Below are 15,982 nucleotides of genomic sequence, written 5' to 3' on the forward strand. Positions count from 1 at the left end.
GGTCATGGAGCTCACCTCTTCCGTTCGTCTGGCAGCAGAACGCTGCGACCCCCGACGTTACACGTGTCGGAGGTCGCAGCGCAAGAGGGGAATCGCGGGTCAGCGCTCGGTGGCGTTCTCCACTCTCACCGGAGCGGCCGCAGCAGGGGCCTCGCCGGCCGTGGCGGGCACGGCGCCGGTGGGAGCACCCCCGGCGGCCTGCGGAGCCGACCATCCCGTCGCCGCCTTGCGCCGGGCGAAGAAGAAGACCACCACGGCGGCGACCAGGGCCACGATCGCCGGCATGATCAGTGACTGCGCCATGGCGGTGGAGAAGCCGTCCTGCAGCTGCGCGGGCAGCGACTGACCCGACGACGCCTCGGAGCCGCTGAACTCGCCCATCCCGGGAAGCTCGGCCGACAGTCGCGCCTGGATCAGCACGGCGATCGACGCACTGCCCAGCACCGATCCGATCTGCCTCGTCGTGTTGAACACACCCGAGCCCGCACCCGCATCCTTCGGTGCCAGGTTCCGGGTGGCGGTGTTGGAGATCGGTGCCCACATGCCCGCATTGGCCAGACCGAGCAGGGCGGAGGGCAGCAGCAGCATCCAGACCGGGGTGTCGGCGTGGAGCAGCAGGGCGTACCAGGCCAGGCCCGCAGCGAGGAAGATCAGCGCGAGCACGGCGATCGGGCGCGGGTCCACGCGGTTGAGCGCGCGGCCCACGACGGGCGCCAGGCCACCGGCGATGACTGCCATGGGCACCAGCATCAGCGCCGACTGCGTGGGCGTGAAGCCGCGGACGATCTGGAAGTAGAAGACCAGCGGCAGCGACATGCAGGTCACCGTGAACCCGACCAGCGAGATCGCGGTGTTGGCCAACGAGAAGTTGCGGTCGCGGAACAGAGCGAGCGGCAGCAGCGGCTCGCTGCGCTTCTGCACGGCCTGCCACACCACGAACAGCGCGAGCACGACGATGCCGGCGATGATCAGCGACCAGACGCTGATCGGGCCGACGATCGTCCCCCAGTCGTACGTCTCGCCCTCCTGGATGCCGAAGACGAGCAGGAACATGCCGACCGCGCTGAGGATGACGCCGGGGATGTCGAAGCGGTGCGAGTGGGTCTTGAGCTTCGGCACGTAGATCGCGGCGAGGATGAAGCCGGCGATGCCCACGGGGACGTTGATGAAGAAGATCCACTCCCAGCCGAGCCCGTCGACGAGGAGCCCGCCGGCGACCGGACCCACGAGCATCGCGATGCCCGCCACGGATCCCCAGAGGCCCATGGCCGCGCCCCGGCGCTCGGGCGGGAAGATGCGGGTGATGACGGAGAGCGTCTGCGGCGCCATGAGCGCGGCGCCGAGGCCCTGCACGGCGCGGGCGACGATGAGCATGCCGATGCTCGTCGAGAGGCCGCACCAGGCCGAGGCGGCCGTGAAGACGACGAGCCCGGTGAGGTAGATGTTCTTCGGGCCGAAGCGGTCTCCGAGACGGCCGGTGATGAGGAGCGGCACGGCGTAGGCCAGCAGGTACGCGCTCGTCACCCAGATGACCGCGTTGATGTCGGTCGCGAGCCCCTCCATGATGGCGGGGTTCGCCACCGACACGATGGTGGTGTCGATGAGGATCATGAAGAACCCGATGACCAGCGACCAGAGGGCGGGCCAGGGCTTGACGGTGGTGTCCACGAGGGATCTCTCTCTGTACAGGGGTTCGGAGGGGCCGGTCAGTCCCAGGGAAGGGAGCCGTCGGCCAGGTCGGAGAGCAGCGAGTCGATCCAGTCGATCTCGCTCTCGAGCACGGTGCGCCGGTACTGCGCCTCGATCCAGAACCGGCGGGGCAGGTCCTTCGCGAGCACCCGGCCCACTCCTCCGTCGACGCCCACCAACTCGGCACGGAGGCTGTCGACGCGCCGCTCGAGGAGGGCGCGCACCTGATCGAGTGGGAGGTTGTGCGCCTCGGCGAGCGCGAGGGCGAACTCCGGGTAGGCGGGGACGGGCGACGCGAGCATCGTGGTGAGGCGCTCCTGGAGCGCATCCCTGCCCGCCTCGGTGATCTCGTAGGTGGTGCGCTCGGGACGGTTGCCCTCCCGCGACGTGCCGACCTCACGGGCCAGCCCGTCACGCTCGAGCCGCGCGACCGTGTGGTAGAGCGACCCGGGGCGCACCTTCACGAGCTGGTCCGTCTGACGCAGCGTCATGGTCTGGAACATCTCGTACGGATGCATCGGGGCCTCGACGAGCAGGGACAGCGCCGCCACCGCGAGTGTGGTGAGCTCCGCCATCATTCCTCCAGGTTGACTATTCCACATGGAATATACGGCACGGGCTAGCTCAGCGCAAGTCGCGCATCCGCCCGACAGCGAGGAAGCCCTCCGACAACGAGGAAGCCCCCCGTCCCGAAGGACGAGGGGCTTCCGGAGCGAGAGCTGGAAATCAGCCCTGGCCGTTGACGATCGCGAGGAGCGAGGGGCTGTTGGCGTACGCCTCGGCCGCGTTCTCCTTGGTGACGATCACCGGGGGGAGCAGGTACGCGGGAACGACCTTCACGCCGTTGTCGTACTGCTCGGTGTCGTTGACCTCGGCCTCCTGGCCCTTCTGGAGGTCCTGGATCATCTTGATGGTCTGGTCGACGAGGAGCGTGGTGTCCTTGTTGATGGTGGAGTACTGGTCTCCGGCCATGATCGACTTGACCGACTCGGCCTCCGAGTCCTGACCCGTGACGGTGAACGTCTTGACGTCCTTGCCGGCCTGCTGCACCGAGGTGAGGATGGCGCGGGCGAGGGTGTCGTTCGGGGACAGCACGCCGTCGAGCGTCTTCGAGCCGTAGGTCGAGGTCAGCAGCGAGTCCATGCGGGACTGTGCGTTCTCGGCCTTCCAGCCCTGGGTCGCGGTCTGGTTGATGTCGGTCTGACCCGAGCCCACGACGAGGGTGCCGTCGTCGATCTTCGGCTGCAGCACGCTCATCGCGCCGTTGAAGAAGACCGCCGAGTTGGCGTCGTCGGGCGAGCCGGAGAACAGCTCGATGTTCCACGGGGCGCCGTGGCCCGAGCGAGCCGCGAGACCGTCGAGGAGGGCCTGGCCCTGCAGCTCACCGACCTTGTAGTTGTCGAAGGCGACGTAGTAGTCGACGTTCGGGGTGTTCTCGATCAGGCGGTCGTACGCGATGATCTTGACGCCGGCGTCGGCGGCCTGCTGGAGCTGGGTGCCCAGCTGCTTGCCGTCCTTCGCGCCGATGACGATGACCTTGGCGCCGTTGGTGACCATGGCCGAGATCTGGTTCTGCTGCTCCGCGACGGTGTTCGAGGCGGGGGCGTACTGCACGTCGGCCTTGAAGCCGGCGTCCTCGAGGCCCTTGGTGAACAGGTCACCGGCGAGAACCCAGTTCTCCGAGGTCTTGTCGGGCAGCGCGACGCCGATGGTGGAGTCGGCCGGGAAGCCCGCGCTCGCTGCGTCGGTGCTGTCGCCCGAGCCGCCGCGGTCGTTGCTCGAGCAACCGGCGAGCGTCAGCGCTGCGGCCGCCGCGAGGGCGGTCGCTGCCAAAGCGATTCTCTTCATTGATTGATCACTCTCTCTTGGTGGTGGTGAGACGGATTCGGTGGCGTGGCGCTAGGAGCGCGTCACGTCGGCCGGCTGACTCGTCTCGTTCGTTCCGGCCGTTGGCAGAACGGTCGGGGGCTCGGTGGGGCCTTCAGCCGAGCGCGCACGGCGGCGCGACGACCAGATGCCGAGGATGGACGGACGCCCGCTCGCCTTGCTGAGCACGTCGACGCCGACGGCGAGCAGGAGCACGAGGCCCTTGATGATGGACACGTAGTCGGCGCCGACACCCAGCAGCTGGAGGCCGTTGTTGAGGAACGCCATGACGAGGCCACCGATGATCGACCCGATCACCGTGCCGATGCCGCCCGAGACCGCCGCGCCGCCGATGAAGACCGCGGCGATGGCGTCGAGCTCCCAGCCGTTGCCGTCCTGCGGGCCGGAGGCGGTGGAGCGGGCGATGAAGATCATGCCCGCGAGGGCGGCGAGCACCGACATGTTCATCATGACGAAGAAGTCGACCCGGCGGTCCTTCACACCGGACAGCGTCGCGGCGAGACGGTTGCCACCCACCGCGTAGATGCGGCGACCGAAGGTGGTGTTGTTCGTGATGAACGTGTAGATGATCACGAGCACGACGAGGATGATGCCGGAGATCGGGAAGCTCGTGCCCACACGACCGGTGGCGAACAGGTACGCCGCGGCGAGGACGATTGCCGAGATGATGACGACCTTGACGATCGACACCCACACGGGCGCCGAGTCGGAGCCGGTCTTGTGCTGGCGGCGGCGCAGGCGGATCTCGTTGAAGACGATCCAGACGACGCCGAGGAGGCCCAGCACCATGGTGAGGAAGTTGAAGGGCAGGCCCAGTCCGGGGATCTCGGGCAGGTAACCGGCGCCGATCTTGCCGAAGTCCTGGGGCACCGGGGTGGTGGTCGACTGGCCGACGACCTGGTTGGCGCCACGGAAGATGAGCATGCCGGCCAGGGTCACGATGAACGCCGGGACCCCGACGTACGCCACCCAGAAGCCCTGCCAGGCGCCGATCAGCGCGCCGACGACGAGGCCGAGCACGATCGCGAGCGGCCAGGGGAGGTTCCAGTCGGCCATCGACTTGGCGACCACGATGCCGACGAACGCCGCCACCGATCCGACCGACAGGTCGATGTGACCCATGATGATGACCATCACCATGCCGATCGCGAGGATCAGGATGTAGGAGTACTGCTGCACGACGTTGATGAGGTTCGTCGGCGAGAGCGTGAGCCCTCCGGTGAGGATCTCGAACAGCACGATGATGACGATCAGCGAGCCCAGGATGCCGAACTGGCGAGCCGTGGACTGGCTGCGGCCGAACACCTTCTTGATGTCGGCCAGGCCGCCCGACTTCTTCGGCGCGGACGTGTCGGTGGTGGTGGTCATGCCTGTGCCTTCTTCTTCTCGCTCGTCATGCTGCGCATGAGGTTCTCGGGAGTCGCGTCGGACGCGGTGATCTCGTCGGTGATGCTGCCCTCGAAGACCGTGTAGATGCGGTCGGCCATGCCGAGCAGCTCGGGCAGCTCGCTCGAGATGAGGATGATGCCCTTACCCTGCGCCGCGAGCTCCTGGATGATCGTGTAGATCTCGTACTTGGCGCCCACGTCGATGCCACGGGTGGGCTCGTCGAGGATCAGCAGGTCGGGGTCGGTGAACATCCACTTCGCCAGCACGACCTTCTGCTGATTGCCACCCGAGAGCTTCGAGACGCCGACCTCGACGCTGGGCGTCTTGATCCGGAGCTTGCCGCGGTAGTCCTCCGCGACCTCGTGCTCCTTGTAGGCGTCGACCACGCCGCGCGGGGCGATCTTCGACAGCTTCGCCGAGACGATCGAGCGCTCGATGGTGTCGAGCAGGTTGAGGCCGAGCACCTTGCGGTCCTCGCTCACGTACGCCAGACCGTGACGGATGGCGGAGGGCACGTCGCGCATGGTGATCGACTTGCCGTCCTTGATCACCTCACCCTCGAGGTACGTGCCGTACGAACGGCCGAACAGACTCATCGCCAGCTCGGTGCGGCCGGCGCCCATGAGGCCGGCGAGACCGACCACCTCACCACGACGGACGTAGAGATTGGAGTGCTTCGCGACGAGGCGCTCGGCGATCTGCGGGTGCTGCACCGTCCAGTCGCGGACCTCGAAGAAGACCTCGCCGATCGTGGCGTGGCGCTCGGGGAAGCGGGAGGCGAGCGAACGCCCCACCATGCCGCGGATGATGCGGTCCTCGTCGACGCCGCCGGCGTGGACGTCGAGGGTCTCGACCGTCTTGCCGTCGCGGATGATCGTGATCGAGTCGGAGATCCGCTCGATCTCGTTCAGCTTGTGGCTGATCATGATCGACGCGATCCCGCGGCCCTTCAGGCCCAGGATGAGGTCGAGCAGGTGCTGCGAGTCGTCCTCGTTCAGCGCCGCGGTCGGCTCATCGAGGATGAGGAGCTTCACGTTCTTCGACAGCGCCTTCGCGATCTCGACCAGCTGCTGCTTGCCCACACCGAGGTTCTTGATCTGCGTGTCGGGGTCGTCCTCGAGCCCGACACGGGCGAGCAGCTCGATCGCGCGGGCCTTCTGCTCGACCCAGTCGATGCGCCCGAAACGGGTGACCTCGTTGCCGAGGAAGATGTTCTCGGTGATCGACAGCTCGGGGATGAGCGCGAGCTCCTGATGGATGATCGCGATCCCCGCATCCTCGCTGGCACGGATGTCGCGGAACGCGACCGCCTGGCCCTGGAAGTAGATCTGACCCGAGAACGACCCCGCCGGGTAGACACCGGACAGGACCTTCATCAGGGTCGACTTCCCGGCACCGTTCTCACCGCAGATGGCGTGGATCTCGCCCGCCTGGACGGTGATGGAGACATCCTCCAGGGCCTTGACCCCGGGGAACTCCTTGGTGATGGACCGCATCTCCAGAATGGGCGGCGTGCCATCAGGGCGCATATCTGCTCCTTTGCCTGCGCACGGTGAGAGGTCTTCCCACTCGAGCTGTCGTGTCAACGATGTCATGCACGACGAGGATCGAGTATCGCAACGTTAGGTCACATCGTCAAGCTGAGACAGGATCCTCCGATAACGAATAGAACACGATCCGATCGGCGGTGCCGGAGAGGGCTCTGTCCTACGTTGACTTCCGCGTCATCATTGCTAGTGTCGATCCTCGATCGCGAGAGCGGACGACAGCACCGTCGCACCCCCGCATCCGCTCGCCACCGCCGCGAGGGCACCTCCGACGACCTGCCCGCCGCCGCGCACGCGACCTCGACGAAGAGAGAGTTCCAACGCTGACATGGACGCCAGAGACGTCACCCGACACGCCAGGGCCCGGCTGGAGGACGTGGCCCGCCTCTCCGGGGTGAGCGCGAAGACGGTATCACGCGTCTTCTCGGATCCGTCCAAGGTCTCCCCCCAGACCCAGCAGAAGGTCATGGAGGCGGCCAAGCGCCTCCGCTTCCGCCCCAACGTCCTCGCCCGCGACCTCCGGCGCGGCGGGGTCAGCAACACGATCGCCTTCATCATCGGCGACATCCAGAACCCGTTCTACTTCCACGTCGCGGCCGGCATCGAGCGTGAGCTGTCGCAGCACGGGTTCACCATGCTGCTGGCCACGACCGCCGACTCGGCCGACAGCGAGGCCAGGGTGGTCGACTCGCTGCTGGCCCAGCGCGTGCGAGCGCTGCTCCTCATCCCCGTGGCCGACGACCAGTCCTACCTCGAGGGGGAACGGCAGCTCGGCACGCCGATCATCGGGGTCGACCGGCCTCCGCGCGATCTCGTGGCCGACACCGTGGTGCTGGCCAACCGCAACGGCATGGCCGAGGCGGTGCGCTCGCTCACCGCGCTGGGCCACCGGCGCATCGGCTTCGTCAGCAACCCGTCGGCGTTCCACACGGTCGACGAGCGCCTCGAGGGCTACCGCGAGGCCCTGCGCGAGGTCGGCGTGACCGAGACCCGATGCTGGGAGCGCGTGTACGACGATCCGTCGGTCGACGTGCAGGAGTCGGTGCGGTCACTGCTCGACTCCCCCGACCCGCCCACCGCCATCGTCACGGGCAACAACCGGGCCACGGCGGGCGCCCTGCACGAGCTCCAGCGGCGCCGGGAGTCGATCGCCCTCTTCGGCTTCGACGACTTCGACCTCGCCGACGTGCTCGGCATCTCGGTGGTCTCGTACGACACCCTCGAGCTCGGTCGCGCCGCCGCCCGGCTGGCGCTCGACCGTCTCGAGTACCCCGACGGCCCCACCCAGCGCATCGAGGTCCCCACCCGCCTCGTCCACCGCGGCTCGGGCGAGATCCCCGCCCGGGCGTAGTCAGCGAGCACTAGCGTGGGGTGATGGACGTGCCTGTCATCGACATCGACCGGGATCCCGCCGCCGTCGGCCGCGAGATCGACGAGACCCTGCGCAGCGTGGGCTTCTTCCAGATCGTGGGCCACGGCGTGCCCGCCGAGATCGCCGACGGATGCTGGGACACCGCCCGCGCGTTCTTCGACCTGCCGCTCGAGGCGAAGAAGGAGATCGAGCGGAGCCCCGGGGGCCTCTACGGGTACTTCCCGATGGCGGTGGAGTCGCTGGCCAACTCCCTCGACGGGATGGGACCGGGCGATCTCAAGGAGTCGATCAACGTGGGCTGGCCGACGCCGCCCGCCGGCCCGTACGCCGACGAGACGGAGGCGGCGCTGTTCGCGCCGAACGTCTGGCCCTCCGCCCTGCCCGAGCTGCGGCCCGTCACCGAAGCGTACTTCCGCGAGATGCAGGGGCTGTCGCACCGGCTGCTGTCGATCTTCGCCCTGGGCCTCGGGCTCGACGCCGACTACTTCGCCGACAAGACCAGCCGGAGCCCCGCCGCGCTCCGGGTCATCGACTACCCCGAGCAGGCCGCTCCTCCGGAGGACGGCCAGCTGCGCGCCGGCGCCCACACCGACTACGGGACGCTCACGATCCTCCGGCAGCAGCTCGGGCGCGCCGGTCTCCAGGTGCACGACGCGGCCACCGACTCCTGGATCGACATCCCGCCGGTCGAGGGCGCCTACGTCATCAACATCGGCGACCTCATGGCCCGCTGGACCAACGACCGCTGGACCTCGACCCTGCACCGCGTGATCGATCCGGATGCGGGATCCGCCGTATCGGCGCGACGGCAGAGCATGCCGTTCTTCTTCAACGCCGACTATTCGCAGGTGATCGAGTGCCTGCCCACCTGCGTGGGCGACGGCGCGCGCTACGAGCCGGTGCTCGCCGGCCCGCACCTCGCGGGCAAGACCCGCAAGGCCGTCGCCTAGCTCGACCTCGCACCCGCTTTCGCTGCCTCTCTGACCTTTCGCGAGCCCACTGACCCCGCGAAAGGTCAGAGAGACCGCGGAACCGGTGGGTCTTGACGACGTCCGGATGCGGGCCTACCGTGGTCAGCGCTGAGACCTGAATCACCTGTCAGGTTCGAGCGGATCGCGGTGAGGCGGTGGGATGCAGGCGGTGCTGAGGAGTGGACAGCCGTGGCGGCTCGACGACGTCGAGGCGCAGGCCGACACCGACGAGATCGTTCTCCGGGCCGCGAGCGTCTCTGCGGGCTCCCTGGTCGCCACCGCGCTGCACACCGGTGCGCGGCACCTCGCTCTGCACCGCGCCGTGCGACGGATCGGGGCGGCGCTGGCCCCGCTGTCGCCGGCGCTTCCGCCCGCCCTCCTCTCTGCCGCCGTCGACCGGCTCGGGCCCGCGCTGCTCCTGGTCGAGTCCGATGCTCGTGCGTCGGCGACGACGACGGGCGTCCCGACGGCCACGCTCGGCGGTTCTCTCCCCGTCGCCGCGGCGGGTCGCCGGATGCCCGCGGGCGCCGAGTTCGTCTTCCTCACCTCGGGCACGACCGCCGATCCGAAGGCGGTCGTCCTCGACCGGCGCGCCGTCGACGCGACGGATGCGGCGCTGCTGTCGCGATTCCCGCTCGACGCCTCCGACACCGTGCTGAGCGCCATGCCCCAGCACCATACGGGAGGGTGGACGGTGTTCCCGCTCGCCGCCCTGGAGGTCGGCGCCCGCGTGGTGGTGCTGGAGCGATTCGAGGCGACGGCCGTGCGCGACGCCCTCGTCGAGCACGGCGTGACGACGATGATGGGGGTGCCGACGCACTGGTCTCGTCTGCTCGACGTCCTGGCGCCGGGCGAGGCGCCCTTCCCCGAGCTCCGGCACGCGGTGGTGGGCGGCGCCCCCGTGCCCCCGGGGCTCGTCGCGCGGGCGGCGGCCCACGACATCCGCCTGATCGAGGGATACGGGCTCACCGAGGCGGGGCCGAACGTGGCCGCGGCGCGGATTCCCGGGGGTCAGCTCCACCCCTACGACGGGGTGACGGTCCGGCTCGCGGACGACGGCGAGGTCCTCGTCTCCTCCCCGTCGCTCGCCGTCGGCTACCTCGACGACGACGCAGCCACACGCGACGCGTTCGGAGGCGGCTGGCTGCACACCGGCGACCTCGGGGAGGGGCGAGCGGACGGCGGGTTCGCGATCGTCGGTCGGATCGACGACGTGTTCTCGACGGGCGGCGAGAGCGTCGTCCCGTCGGCCGTCGAGCGCGCTCTGCTCCGGCTGCCGGGCATCCTCGAGGCCGCGGTCGTCGGCGTGCCCGATCCCGACCTGGGGACGGTCGGCGCCGCCTTCGTGGTTGCCGCGCCCGGAGTGGATCCGTCGCTCGCGACCGTCCGCGGGCACCTCGCCGACGTGCTGCCCCGCCACGCCCTCCCCCGTCGACTGCACCTCGTCCCCTCCCTGCCGCGCACGGCGCTGGGGAAGGTCGACCGCCGAGCACTGAGGAAGGACTCACGATGACAGAACCGCCACGGACGGCTCGAGGCGCCAGGACACGCGCGTCCCTCCTCGAGGCGGCGGAGCACGTCTTCGCCGAGCTGGGCTACGCCGACACCAGTGTCGTCCGCATCACCGAGCGCGCGGGCGTCGCACAGGGCACGTTCTACCTCTACTTCGACAGCAAGCTCGACCTGTTCGACGAGCTCGTCGACGACCTCAACCGGAGGGTCCGTCATGCCATGAGCGAGGCGTCGGCAGCCGCGCCCGACCGGCTCTCGGCCGAGCGCGCCGGCTTCCGCGCCTTCTTCGCCTTCACCGCCGAGCATCCGGCCCTCTACCGGATCATCCGGGCGGCCGAGTTCGTCTCGCCCCGAGCACTGCATCGGCACTACGACCGCATCGTCGAGGGCTATGCCGAGGGCCTGGCCGAGGCGCAGCGCGCCGGCGAGGTGCGTCCCGACCTCGACCCCGATGTCGCCGCGTGGGCCCTCATGGGGATCGGCGAGCTGGTCGGGATGCGCTGGGTGCTCTGGGAGCGCGGCACGGAGAGCAGCGCGGAGGGCGACGCGGGGGGCGGGGTGCCCGACCACGTGCTCGATCAGGTGTCGCTGCTCGTCGACGGCGCCATCGGGCGCCGGACGCCCTCGGTGACGAGGAGTGAGGAGAACGGGGCATGAGCGATCTGACGGGACGCCGTGCAGTGGTCACCGGCGGCGCGAGCGGCATCGGGCGGGCCTGTGCGGCCGCACTGGCGGAGGCGGGAGCGTACGTCGTCGTCGCCGATCTCGACGCCGCGGCTGCGGCATCCGTGGCCGAGGAGATCGGCGGCGAGGCGTGGGAGGTCGACCTCTCGGCGACGAGGGAGCTCGACGAGCTCCCGCTCGACGTCGACATCCTGGTCAACAACGCCGGCATCCAACGGGTGGCGCCGCTCCACGAGTTCGAGCCCGATGTGTTCCGCCGCATCATGGCGATCATGGTCGAGGCGCCGTTCCTCCTCGTCCGGGCCGCTCTGCCCGGCATGTACGAGCGGGGATGGGGGCGCGTCGTCAACATCTCGTCCGCGCACGGACTGCGGGCCTCCGCCTTCAAGTCCGCCTACGTCACCGCCAAGCACGGGCTGGAGGGGCTGTCGAAGACGATCGCCCTCGAGGGCGGCCCGCACGGCGTGACGAGCAACTGCGTCAACCCGGCCTACGTCCGGACGCCCCTGATGGAGAAGCAGATCGCCGACCAGGCCGCGCACCACGGCATCCCCGAGAACGAGGTGATCGAGCGGGTGATACTCGCGGAGCAGGCGATCAAGCGGCTCGTCGAGCCCGACGAGGTGGCCTCGCTCGTGACGTGGCTCTGCAGCGAGCACGCCCGCTCGGTGACCGGTGCCTCGTACACCATCGACGGCGGCTGGACGGCGCGATGAGGGCCGGGCTGCGCTCCTCGGTCGAGGTCGACGGCGGTGCGCTCGCCGTCCACGACTGGCCGGGACGCGGGGAGGACGCGGTGGTCGCCGTGCACGGCATCACCGCGAACCACGCCGCGTTCCACGCCCTCGCCGACGCGCTCCCCGGCATCAGGGTGATCGCACCCGACCTGCGCGGGCGCGGAGCGAGCCGCGCTCTGCCGGGCGCCTACACACTCGGCCAGCACGCCGACGACGTCGTGGCCGTCGTCGAGGCCGCGTCCTCGACGCCCGTCACGCTCGTCGGACACTCCATGGGCGCCTTCGTCGCCGTCCTCGCCGCGGCCCGGCGTCCCGATCTGATCCGCAGCCTCGTCCTCGTCGACGGCGGGCTGCCCTTCCCTCCGGGTTCGGGGAGCGAGGAGGAGCGGGTCCAGGCCACGCTCGGGCCCGCCCTGGCGCGCCTCGACATGACGTTCCGCGACCGCACGGCCTACCACGACTTCTGGCGCTCGCATCCGGCGTTCGCCGGATGCTGGAGCGAGGAGATCGCGGCCTACGCCGATGCCGACCTCGTCGGTGAGGGCCCTCGGCTGCGTCCGGGTGCGAACCCCGAGGCGATCGGCGTGAGCGCGCGGGAGCTCCTGGGACACGCCGGGCATGCCGCCGCTGTGCGATCCCTGGCGGAGCAGCCCGTGACGTTCATCCGAGCACCGCGCGGCCTCCTCGACCAGCCGGAGGCGCTCTACTCGCCCGATGTCGTCGACACCTGGCGGCATGAGCTCCCCGGTTGGCGGATCGTCGAGGCCGGCGACGCGAACCACTACACCGTCGTCATGACCCCCGCCGGCGCCGCTCTCGTGGCCCGCGTCGTCCGCGACGCACCGATCCTCAGCCCCACCGCATCCTGACCGAGCACCCGATCCCTTCACCGTCGAGAGGACACCGCCCATGACCGTCGAGAACCCCACCCCTCAGCCCGCCGGGCGACTCCTGCCCGGCATCGAGCAGCACGTCGTCGACGCTCCCAGGCTCCGCGCCTCGGTGCTCGAGCGCTCCGGCGCGGGGATCCCCGTGGTCTTCGTGCACGGCAATGTCTCGTCGTCGCTGTTCTGGCAGCCCTCCATGCTGGCGCTCGAGCCCGGGGTCCGCGCGCTCGCCGTCGACCTGCGCGGCTTCGGCGACAGCGAGACGCTGCCGGTCGACGCGACGCGGGGCCTTCGCGACTACGCCGACGACGTCGTGAGCGTGCTCGACACCCTCGGCATCGACGAGGCCCACCTCGTCGGCTGGAGCATGGGCGGCGGCGTCACGATGCAGATCCTGCTCGACCGGCCGACTCTCGTCCGGTCGCTGACCCTCGTCTCGACCGTCTCCCCGTACGGATTCGGCGCCACGAGACTCGACGGCTCCCTCACGTCGCCGGATGCGGCAGGCGCGGGCGGGGGCGGCGCCAATCCCGACTTCGTCGCCAGGCTCCGGGCGGGCGACCGCACCGCCGAGGAACCGACGTCACCACGCTCGGTGTTCCGCTCGTCCTACGTGCACACCTCGCACCAGAGCCCGCTCGAGGACCTCTGGGTCGAGTCGATGCTCTCGACGTCGACGGCGGAGGGCAACTACCCCGGCGACTCCGTCGCCTCCGAGAGCTGGCCGGGCTTCGCTCCCGGCACGAGCGGCGTGCTCAACACGATGGCGCCGCAGCACCTCGACCTCACCGGCATCGTCGCCGTCGATCCGAAGCCGCGGATCGCGTGGGTGCACGGACTCGACGACGCCATCGTGTCCGACACGTCCTTCTTCGACCTCAACCATCTCGGTCAACTCGGCGTCATTCCGGGATGGCCCGGCGAGGAGGCGGCGCCCGCGCAGCCCATGAAGGCCCAGATCCGCGCCGTGCTCGGGCGCTATGAGGCGGCCGGCGGCGAGGTCGTCGAAGAGGCATGGGTCTCCTGCGGCCACTCCCCGCACCTCGAGCACCCGGACGACTTCCGTCGCGTGCTCGAGACTCAGCTGGCGGCGAGGCCGGCCGGCTGAGTCAGCCCCCGAGCGACCGGGCGACCGCCGCTCCCGCGGCGACGAGGTGCTCGCGGGGACGAGCGAGCGCCGCGTCCGTGGAACCGGCCAGGATCGTGAGCGAGACGTGCGCGTCGAAAGCGGAGGCGTCCGCCGCGATCGCGCCGGCGACGAGCGCCGTCCTCGCCCCGGCCTTCTCGGCGAGGCCGCGGACGTAGGCGGGCACCTTGCCTGCCTCCGACTGGCCGTCATACCGCCCCTCTCCCGTGATGACGACGTCGGCACCGGCCACGGCATCCGGAAGCCCCAGCTCCGCCCCTACTGCGGCCGACCCGCGCTCGAGCTCGGCGCCCCACGCCAGGAGGCCGAAGCCGGTGCCCCCTGCGGCACCTGCTCCGGGCGTCGCGGGATCGACACCGGTCGCGTCGGCGAGCAGCTCACCCCACCGGGCGACGGCGGCCTCGGCACGTGGGGCGTCGTCCTCGAGGATGCCCTTCTGGCGGCCGAACACGGCGACCGCGCCGAGCGGGCCGCACAGCGGATTGGTCACATCGGTGAGCACGCTCGCGCCTGCGGGCGGGAGCGCCGCCACCCCGTCGAGGTCTACGGACGCCAGCAGGGCCAGCCCGCCTGCGCCGTCCGGGATGGGTCGGCCCTCAGCATCGAGGAGCCTCGCGCCCAGCTCCATGAGCGCGCCGGCCCCGCCATCGGTCGACGAGCTGCCCCCGATCGCGAGCGCCAGCCGCTCGACGCCCGCCGCGAGCGCGGCGGCGATCGCCTGCCCGAAGCCGCGCGTGTGGGCCGTGAACGGCCGGAGCGGATCGAGGAGCGTGATCCCGCTGGTGTTGGCCAGCTCGACCAGACCCGTCAGCCGTCCCGCGGGATCGCGGTACAGAAGCCAGTCGGCCGCGGCCGGCCGGTCGTCGGGCCCGGTGACGACGACTCGCCGGCGCTCGGCCCCCTCGCGTGCGACGGCGAACGCGTCGACCGTGCCCTCGCCTCCGTCGGCCATCGGACGGAGCAGGACGTCGTCGTCGGGCCGGACCGTGCGCCAGCCCTCCTCAAGCGCCCGCGCGGCGTCGGCGGCGTCGATGGTGCCCTTGAAGGAATCGGGTGCGAGGACGATGCGTCGAGTCACTCGACCATCCAGCCATGCATGCGCCACAGTAGCGGTATGGACACACCGCAGACCCGCATCCACGTCAGCTTCGCCCTGCCGGGACCGGCGGCCGACGAGCTCGCCGCCTCGGGCCTGCCCGTCTCCGCGTACACCGACCAGACCGGGCAGCCGCGCGAGTCGCTGCTCGCCGACGTGGCGGGCGCATCCGGGCTCATCACGCTGCTCAGCGACCGCGTCGACGCGGCCCTGCTGGATTCGGCGGGTGAGTCGCTCAAGGTGGTCGCGAACTTCGCGGTGGGCTACGACAACGTCGACGTGGCCGCCGCCCGGGAGCGCGGTGTGGTCGTGACGAACACGCCGGGGGTTCTCGACGAGGCCACGGCCGATCTGGCGATGGCGCTGCTGCTCGACCTGTCGCGGCGGGTGAGCGAGGCGGACAGGTTCCTCCGCACGGGAGCGGAATGGCGGTGGGAGCCCGATCTGTTCCTCGGGCTGGACGTCAGCGCCGGCGCGACGCTCGGCATCGTGGGGTTGGGCCGCATCGGACTGGCGGTCGCGAAGCGCGCCGCGGCATTCGGGATGCGGATCGTCGCGACCGGCTCGCGGGGCTCCTCTCCCGAGGCGGCCGCCCTGGGCGTGCATCCGGTGACGTTCGAGCAGCTGCTCGCCGAGAGCGACGCGATCTCGATCCACTGCCCGCTCACCCCGGCGACCAAGCACCTGTTCGGCGCCGCGCAGTTCGCGGCGATGAAGCCGGGCGCCCTCCTCGTCAACACCGCGCGCGGGCCGATCGTCGACGAGCTCGCACTGCTCCAGGCCCTCGAGGAAGGCCGGCTGGGCGGCGCCGCGCTCGACGTCTACGAGTGGGAGCCGCACGTGACCCCGGGCCTGCTGACGCTGCCGAACGTGGTGGCGGTGCCGCACATCGGCAGCGCGGGCGGCGCCACCCGCGCGAACATGGGCCTGCTCGCGGTGCGGAACGCCGTCGCCGTCGCCACGGGCGGGCAGGCGCTCACGCCCGTCGAGTGACGTCGGGGCCGCACATCCTCCCTTGAGGAGGGGGTGGTCGAGCCCGCAGGTCGAGCGTAGGTTCGCGCCCG

At 70.4% G+C, this 15,982-nt stretch carries 14 protein-coding genes; 8 read left to right on the forward strand and 6 right to left on the reverse strand.

Features of this window, described 5'->3' with window-relative positions:
• Positions 1-99: 99 nt before the first annotated feature.
• From ACFJGV_RS06645 to mmsA, 5 genes are all read right to left on the reverse strand, one after another.
• Positions 100-1,668, reverse strand: a complete 1,569-nt coding sequence (locus ACFJGV_RS06645; protein WP_378147784.1) for a DHA2 family efflux MFS transporter permease subunit — start codon at positions 1,666-1,668, stop codon at positions 100-102.
• Positions 1,669-1,706: 38 nt separating this feature from the next.
• Positions 1,707-2,267, reverse strand: coding sequence for a PadR family transcriptional regulator (locus tag ACFJGV_RS06650; RefSeq protein WP_378147785.1), 561 nt, complete (start codon positions 2,265-2,267; stop codon positions 1,707-1,709).
• Between the two features lie 148 nt (positions 2,268-2,415).
• Positions 2,416-3,537, reverse strand: coding sequence for a substrate-binding domain-containing protein (locus tag ACFJGV_RS06655; RefSeq protein ID WP_378147786.1), 1,122 nt, complete (start codon positions 3,535-3,537; stop codon positions 2,416-2,418).
• A 51-nt stretch (positions 3,538-3,588) separates the two neighbouring features.
• Positions 3,589-4,944, reverse strand: coding sequence for a multiple monosaccharide ABC transporter permease (gene mmsB / locus ACFJGV_RS06660; RefSeq protein ID WP_378147787.1), 1,356 nt, complete (start codon positions 4,942-4,944; stop codon positions 3,589-3,591).
• Positions 4,941-6,461, reverse strand: coding sequence for a multiple monosaccharide ABC transporter ATP-binding protein (gene mmsA, locus ACFJGV_RS06665; protein WP_378147789.1), 1,521 nt, complete (start codon positions 6,459-6,461; stop codon positions 4,941-4,943). The genes mmsB and mmsA overlap by 4 nt, the downstream gene beginning before the upstream one ends.
• A 379-nt stretch (positions 6,462-6,840) precedes the next feature.
• Here mmsA and ACFJGV_RS06670 point away from each other — a divergent pair, with 379 nt between their 5' ends.
• From ACFJGV_RS06670 to ACFJGV_RS06700, 7 genes are all read left to right on the forward strand, one after another.
• Entirely contained in the window at positions 6,841-7,863 is a 1,023-nt protein-coding gene (locus ACFJGV_RS06670) for a LacI family DNA-binding transcriptional regulator (protein ID WP_378147791.1), read from the forward strand.
• 23 nt (positions 7,864-7,886) lie between these two features.
• A complete protein-coding gene (locus tag ACFJGV_RS06675) occupies positions 7,887-8,834 on the forward strand; it encodes an isopenicillin N synthase family dioxygenase (RefSeq protein ID WP_378147793.1) in 948 nt (315 codons plus the stop codon).
• 190 nt (positions 8,835-9,024) lie between these two features.
• Positions 9,025-10,368: a class I adenylate-forming enzyme family protein gene (locus ACFJGV_RS06680; RefSeq protein WP_378147794.1), complete on the forward strand. Its 1,344-nt coding sequence runs from the start codon at positions 9,025-9,027 to the stop codon at positions 10,366-10,368.
• Positions 10,365-11,024 (forward strand): TetR/AcrR family transcriptional regulator, encoded by a 660-nt coding sequence (locus ACFJGV_RS06685; protein WP_378147795.1) that lies wholly within the window; start codon positions 10,365-10,367, stop codon positions 11,022-11,024. Before ACFJGV_RS06680 ends, ACFJGV_RS06685 begins: the two co-directional genes overlap by 4 nt.
• The gene (locus ACFJGV_RS06690; RefSeq protein ID WP_378147797.1) at positions 11,021-11,767 is read left to right on the forward strand and encodes a 3-hydroxybutyrate dehydrogenase; all 747 of its coding nucleotides are present in this window, start codon (positions 11,021-11,023) and stop codon (positions 11,765-11,767) included. Before ACFJGV_RS06685 ends, ACFJGV_RS06690 begins: the two co-directional genes overlap by 4 nt.
• Complete coding sequence (locus ACFJGV_RS06695) at positions 11,764-12,657, forward strand: alpha/beta hydrolase (RefSeq protein WP_378147800.1); 894 nt, start codon at positions 11,764-11,766, stop codon at positions 12,655-12,657. The genes ACFJGV_RS06690 and ACFJGV_RS06695 overlap by 4 nt, the downstream gene beginning before the upstream one ends.
• 40 nt (positions 12,658-12,697) lie before the next feature.
• The gene (locus ACFJGV_RS06700) at positions 12,698-13,783 is read left to right on the forward strand and encodes an alpha/beta fold hydrolase (RefSeq protein ID WP_378147802.1); all 1,086 of its coding nucleotides are present in this window, start codon (positions 12,698-12,700) and stop codon (positions 13,781-13,783) included.
• A gap of 1 nt (position 13,784) precedes the next feature.
• On the opposite strand, the gene ACFJGV_RS06705 is transcribed toward ACFJGV_RS06700, so the two are convergent.
• A complete protein-coding gene (locus ACFJGV_RS06705; protein ID WP_378147804.1) occupies positions 13,785-14,900 on the reverse strand; it encodes a glycerate kinase in 1,116 nt (371 codons plus the stop codon).
• Between the two features lie 36 nt (positions 14,901-14,936).
• Between ACFJGV_RS06705 and ACFJGV_RS06710 the strand changes: the two genes are divergently transcribed.
• Positions 14,937-15,911, forward strand: coding sequence for a 2-hydroxyacid dehydrogenase (locus ACFJGV_RS06710; RefSeq protein ID WP_378147805.1), 975 nt, complete (start codon positions 14,937-14,939; stop codon positions 15,909-15,911).
• Positions 15,912-15,982 lie beyond the last annotated feature (71 nt).

Source organism: Cnuibacter sp. UC19_7 (assembly GCF_042699995.1).
Classification (GTDB): domain Bacteria; phylum Actinomycetota; class Actinomycetes; order Actinomycetales; family Microbacteriaceae; genus Cnuibacter.